This window comes from Synechococcus sp. R6-7 (assembly GCF_047461695.1).
Taxonomy (GTDB): Bacteria; Cyanobacteriota; Cyanobacteriia; order Thermostichales; family Thermostichaceae; genus Thermostichus.
This window is the reverse complement of record NZ_JANSHS010000092.1, coordinates 1-5,086: the sequence shown is the minus strand read 5'-3', so window position 1 is coordinate 5,086 and position 5,086 is coordinate 1. Positions and strand designations below refer to the sequence as shown.

Here is a 5,086-nt window from a genome sequence, read left to right as displayed (position 1 = left end):
GGGGGCTCACCCAAACCCTCCTGCAACGGGCAGGTATCGATCCGAGGCTGGTGCGGGATAAAGTGGAAAGCTTCATCAACCAGCAGCCCAAGTTGGCGCGGGTGGATCAGCTCTACTTGGGTCGCGGCCTGGAAACCACCCTGGATCGGGCCGAGGAGTTTCGCAAAGAGTACGGCGATGATTTCATCTCGGTGGAGCACTTGTTTTTGGGATCCCTGCAAGATGAGCGGGTGGGCAAGCGGGTCTTGGCACCCCTGGGCCTGACGGTAGAGCGCCTCAAACCGGTCATCAAAGAGGTGCGAGGCAAACAGCGGGTCACCGACAAAAACCCCGAATCCCGCTACGAAGCCCTGGAGCGCTATGGCCGCGATCTCACCCAGGCGGCCCGCGAAGGGAAGCTGGACCCGGTGATCGGGCGAGATGACGAGATCCGCCGCGTCATTCAGGTGCTCTCCCGCCGCACCAAAAACAACCCCGTCCTCATCGGCGAACCCGGCGTGGGGAAAACAGCCATTGTGGAGGGCCTAGCCCAGCGCATCAACCGGGGAGATGTGCCGGAGTCTCTGAAAAACCGGCGAGTCATTGCTCTGGACATGGGCGCTCTCATTGCCGGGGCCAAGTACCGCGGGGAATTTGAAGACCGCCTCAAAGCTGTGCTCAAAGAGGTCACTGAATCCGAAGGCCAGATCATCCTCTTCATCGACGAGTTGCACACCGTTGTCGGCGCCGGGGCCGGCGAAGGGGCCATGGATGCCGGCAACTTGCTCAAACCCATGCTGGCGCGGGGCGAGTTGCGCTGTATCGGCGCCACCACCCTGGATGAATACCGCAAGCACATCGAAAAAGATGCGGCCCTAGAACGCCGCTTTCAGCCGGTGTACGTGGATCAGCCTTCGGTGGAAGATACCATCTCCATCCTGCGCGGCCTCAAAGAGCGCTACGAGCTGCACCATGGGGTCAAAATCAGCGACTCCGCCTTGGTGGCGGCAGCGGTGCTCTCCAACCGCTACATCTCCGAGCGCTTCCTGCCCGACAAAGCCATCGACCTGGTGGACGAGGCGGCGGCCAAGCTGAAGATGGAGATCACCTCCAAGCCCGTCGAGCTGGACGAGATCGACCGGCGCATCATGCAACTGCAGATGGAGGAGCTCTCCCTGAAAAAAGAAGATGATGCTGCCTCTAGAGATCGCCTCAGCAAAATCGAGCAGGAGCTGGCCAACCTGACGGAGCGACAACGGGAGTTGAATGCTCGCTGGCAATTTGAAAAAGAGGCTATCGAACGCCTGCAAAGCCTTAAAGCCGAGCGGGACGCCGTCAAGCTTCAAATCGAACAGGCTGAACAAAAATATGACCTCAACCGCGCTGCCGAGCTCAAGTACGGCAAGCTGATGGAATTGGAGCGGCAAATCCAAGAGCAGGAGGCTCACCTGGCCAAGCTGCAGGCCAACGGCGAGCCGCTGCTGCGGGAGCAAGTGACTCCCGAAGATATTGCCGAGATCGTCTCCCGCTGGACGGGGATCCCAGTCACCAGCCTGATGGAGTCGGAAAAGCAGAAGCTGCTGCGCCTGGAAGCCCATTTGCACCAGCGGGTGGTGGGCCAAGACGAGGCGGTAGCCGCCGTAGCGGCAGCCATTCGGCGCGCCCGGGCCGGCATGAAGGATCCCAATCGCCCCATCGGCTCTTTCCTGTTCATGGGGCCCACTGGCGTGGGGAAAACCGAGCTGGCCCGTGCCTTGGCGGAGTTCCTCTTCGACACTTCCGAGGCGATGGTGCGCATCGACATGTCCGAGTACATGGAGAAGCACTCGGTCTCTCGTCTAATCGGAGCTCCTCCAGGCTACGTGGGCTACGAAGAAGGCGGGCAGCTCTCCGAGGCGGTGCGGCGACGCCCCTACTCGGTGGTGCTGTTTGACGAGGTGGAAAAAGCCCACCCGGATGTCTTCAACATCCTGCTGCAGGTGCTGGACGATGGCCGCATCACCGACTCCCAAGGGCGGACAGTGGACTTCAAAAACACCATCATCATCATGACCAGCAACATCGGCAGCGATCTCATCCTGGAAATTGGGGCCGATGAAAGCCGCTACGAGGAGATGAAAACTCAGGTGCTGGCCATGCTGCGGCACCACTTCCGACCGGAGTTCCTCAACCGGGTGGACGAGCTGATCATCTTCCACGCCCTCACCAAAGAGCAAATTCGCCAGATTGTCGGCCTGCAAATGCAGCGGGTGGAAAAGCTGCTGGCAGATCAGCAAATCGAGATCCTGCTCACCGAAGAAGCCAAGGACTACCTGGCAGAGGTGGGCTACGACCCCGTGTTCGGGGCCCGTCCCCTGAAGCGGGTGATCCAGCGGGAGATCGAAAATCCCATTGCCACCAAGCTGCTGGAAAACGAGTTCCTACCCGGCGACCGCATTTTGGTGGATGTAGCCAACGAGCGGTTGATCTTCCGCAAGATCGGCTCTCAGCCCAGCCAAGAGCCGCCGGCGGCTGTGGCCGTCAGCTAAGTCGGGGTCCTTCCGTCAAAGCGTAATCACTTGGTCAGGTGGGTTGTCCTTCAAGGCCTCGTAGAGGTCAGGGAAACAGCCCACCTGCACTCCTTTGACGACGTTTTTGGGAACGCACCGAGCTGGCTCTCTGCGCCCGCGTCCTTGAGCGTCGCACCAGCGGGGTTCCCCTTCGGCTAGGTTGCGCTCCAGAGCGCACATGTCACACATCATCAGCAGGATGTTTTGCTCTTGGGCAACTTTGGCCAAGCGCTCGCCAATGGGATCCCCCTGCCGCAAAACAAAGCAGTTGTCGTCGAAAAAGAACATGCCCACCACCTGCGCTCCATGCACCCCTGCTTCTAGCTGGGGCAGGATCATCTGGCCCAACTTATAGGTGCCGCAGCGAGGGTGAGTGAACACGTAGGCAACTTTCATGAGGCCCCCTTGCCGTTTCCAATTTTGATTATCAGTAATTATCATTTTCAGAGTAACACGAGTTTCTGGGCCAGAGTTGCCGGACCCAGCAGGCCGAGGTGTGTGGTGATCGGCGAACCAGCCTGAGACCGTTCCTGATGCTTTTGCGCCATCCCGCCCTCAGGCCTGGCTTCTCTCCCACAAAGGGAGAGGGAAGCTAGGATAGGCTACTGCGCCACTTCTGTCCTGCTGCTATCGGAAGCCCTTGCGGGATAGCAGGGATCCCTGGCTAGCGCTGAAACTGAAGAGCTTTTCCCCGCACCGAGGGATCCACCTGGCCGTTTTGAAAGGCAATCTGTCCGCCCACGATCGTGACTAGGGGCCAGCCCACCAATTCCCAGCCCTCGAAGGGACTCCAGCCGCATTTGGTCAGCAGCTCTTCCCGCCGCACCGGTTTGGGTGTGTGGCGATCCACCAGCACCAGGTCGGCGTCGTAGCCCACCTGCAGCCGCCCTTTGTTGGGGATCCGGTAGAGGCGGGCCGGCGCCTCACACATCCACTGCACCACCTGCGCCAGCGTGCAGCGGCCCTGCTGGGCTGCCGTCAACATCAGGGGCAAGGCCGTCTCTACTCCCGGCATACCCGAGGGGGAGTGGGGATAGGGCTGAGCCTTTTCTTCCAAAGTATGAGGGGCATGGTCGGTGGCAATGCAATCCAGGATCCCGTCGTGCAGCCCCTGCCACAGTTGGGCCAGGTTAGCGGGATCCCGCAGGGGGGGGTTCATCTGGGCCAGGGATCCCAGCCGGGCGTAATCGGCGGTGCTGAGCAGTAGGTGTTGGGGGGTCACCTCTGCCGTCACCCAAGCTGGCTTGTGCTGGCGCAGCAGCTCCACCTCTAGACCGGTGGAAAGGTGCAAAATGTGTAGGCGATGGCGGTAGCGGGTGGCCAAGTCCAAAGCCCGCCGTGAGGCGATCAGGGCCGATTCCTCGTCCTGAATTTGCGAGTGAACGGCTACATCTGTGCGTCCGGCAAACAGGGCCTTACGAGCTGTGATGCGAGACAAATCTTCGGCATGGACGGCAATTAAAAAGTTGGGATCCGTTTCCCCGAAAATCCGCTCCAGCGCCGCCTGATCATCCACCAACAGGGGCCCATGCATGGATCCCATGAAGATTTTGATGCCACAGGCTCCCTGCACCGTTTGCAACTCTTCTAAGTTATCGGCAGTGGCCCCGATGAAAAAGCCGTAATTGACCACACACTTGCTGCCTGCACGGGCCAACTTGTCATCCAGCGTCGCTTGGTCAATCGTCAGCGGGTCGGTGTTGGGCATCTCCAAAAAGCTGGTCACCCCGCCCCGGGCACAGGCCCAGGATCCCGTCTGCAGGTCTTCTTTGTGCTCGCGGCCCGGCTCGCGGAAGTGAACTTGCGGATCGATCACCCCCGGCATCAAGGTATGGCCCTCGGCGTCGATGACCTTGGCCACCCCTTCTGGCGAGAGGTTTTGGCCGATTTGGGCAATGCGCCCCTCCCGCACCAGCACATCCCCCCGCCAGGGATCCCCTTCCGGCACCAGCAGCTCAGCATTTCGGATCAGCAAATCTCCAGACAAAGCTCCGCCCTCCCCCAAAGGCGCTCTCAAGATAAAGACTATTGACTTGGCTCCGCCAGCACAACCGCATCTGGATCCACTGACAGATGGGCGATCAGCCGATCCACCAACCGCGAGAGGGTTGCCTGTTCTTCTGGGCTGAGACAGCCGTAGGTTTGCTCCCGCAACTGCCAAATCAGAGGGGGTAAAACGTCTTTCAGCTCCTCCCCTGCAGGTGTGAGGTAGACCCGCCAAATCCGCCGATCCTCAGGATCTCGCTGCCGCCGGATCAGCTCCCGTTTTTCCATGCCATCCAACACCCCGGTCATGGTGCCCCCCAACTGCTGCAAGCGCTCACAAATAGTGGAAGTAGGGATCCCGTCTTCTTCCCAGAGGCAGCAGAGCACCACCCAATGGGAGATGGTCAGGCCAAAAGGCTCTAAATAGGACTGGAACTTCCGCCGCACCAATTGAGACAACAGCCGAATGCGGTAGCCCAGGGAGTTGGGGGCGAGAATGTCATGCCACCGTTCCAGGAAAGCCTGCTTTTCCGATTGAACCATCTCCCCGGTTTGACTGTTTCCCATCGGCG

General features: G+C 60.1%; 4 protein-coding genes. 1 reads left to right on the top strand and 3 read right to left on the bottom strand.

Annotated elements, in window-relative coordinates; all coding sequences use genetic code 11:
* A partial coding sequence (gene clpB, locus NW815_RS03260; RefSeq protein ID WP_414415701.1) for an ATP-dependent chaperone ClpB occupies positions 1 to 2,507 on the top strand: 2,507 nt, incomplete at its 5' end.
* A gap of 15 nt (positions 2,508 to 2,522) precedes the next feature.
* Here clpB and NW815_RS03255 read toward each other — a convergent pair.
* The 3 genes from NW815_RS03255 to NW815_RS03245 all read right to left on the bottom strand — a co-directional run.
* Positions 2,523 to 2,924, bottom strand: a complete 402-nt coding sequence (locus NW815_RS03255) for a SaoD/DsrE family protein (RefSeq protein WP_414331634.1) — start codon at positions 2,922 to 2,924, stop codon at positions 2,523 to 2,525.
* Positions 2,925 to 3,192: 268 nt separating this feature from the next.
* Entirely contained in the window at positions 3,193 to 4,515 is a 1,323-nt protein-coding gene (locus NW815_RS03250; protein WP_414390172.1) for a dihydroorotase, read from the bottom strand.
* Positions 4,516 to 4,553: 38 nt separating this feature from the next.
* A partial coding sequence (locus NW815_RS03245) for a MarR family winged helix-turn-helix transcriptional regulator (RefSeq protein ID WP_414415700.1) occupies positions 4,554 to 5,086 on the bottom strand: 533 nt, incomplete at its 5' end.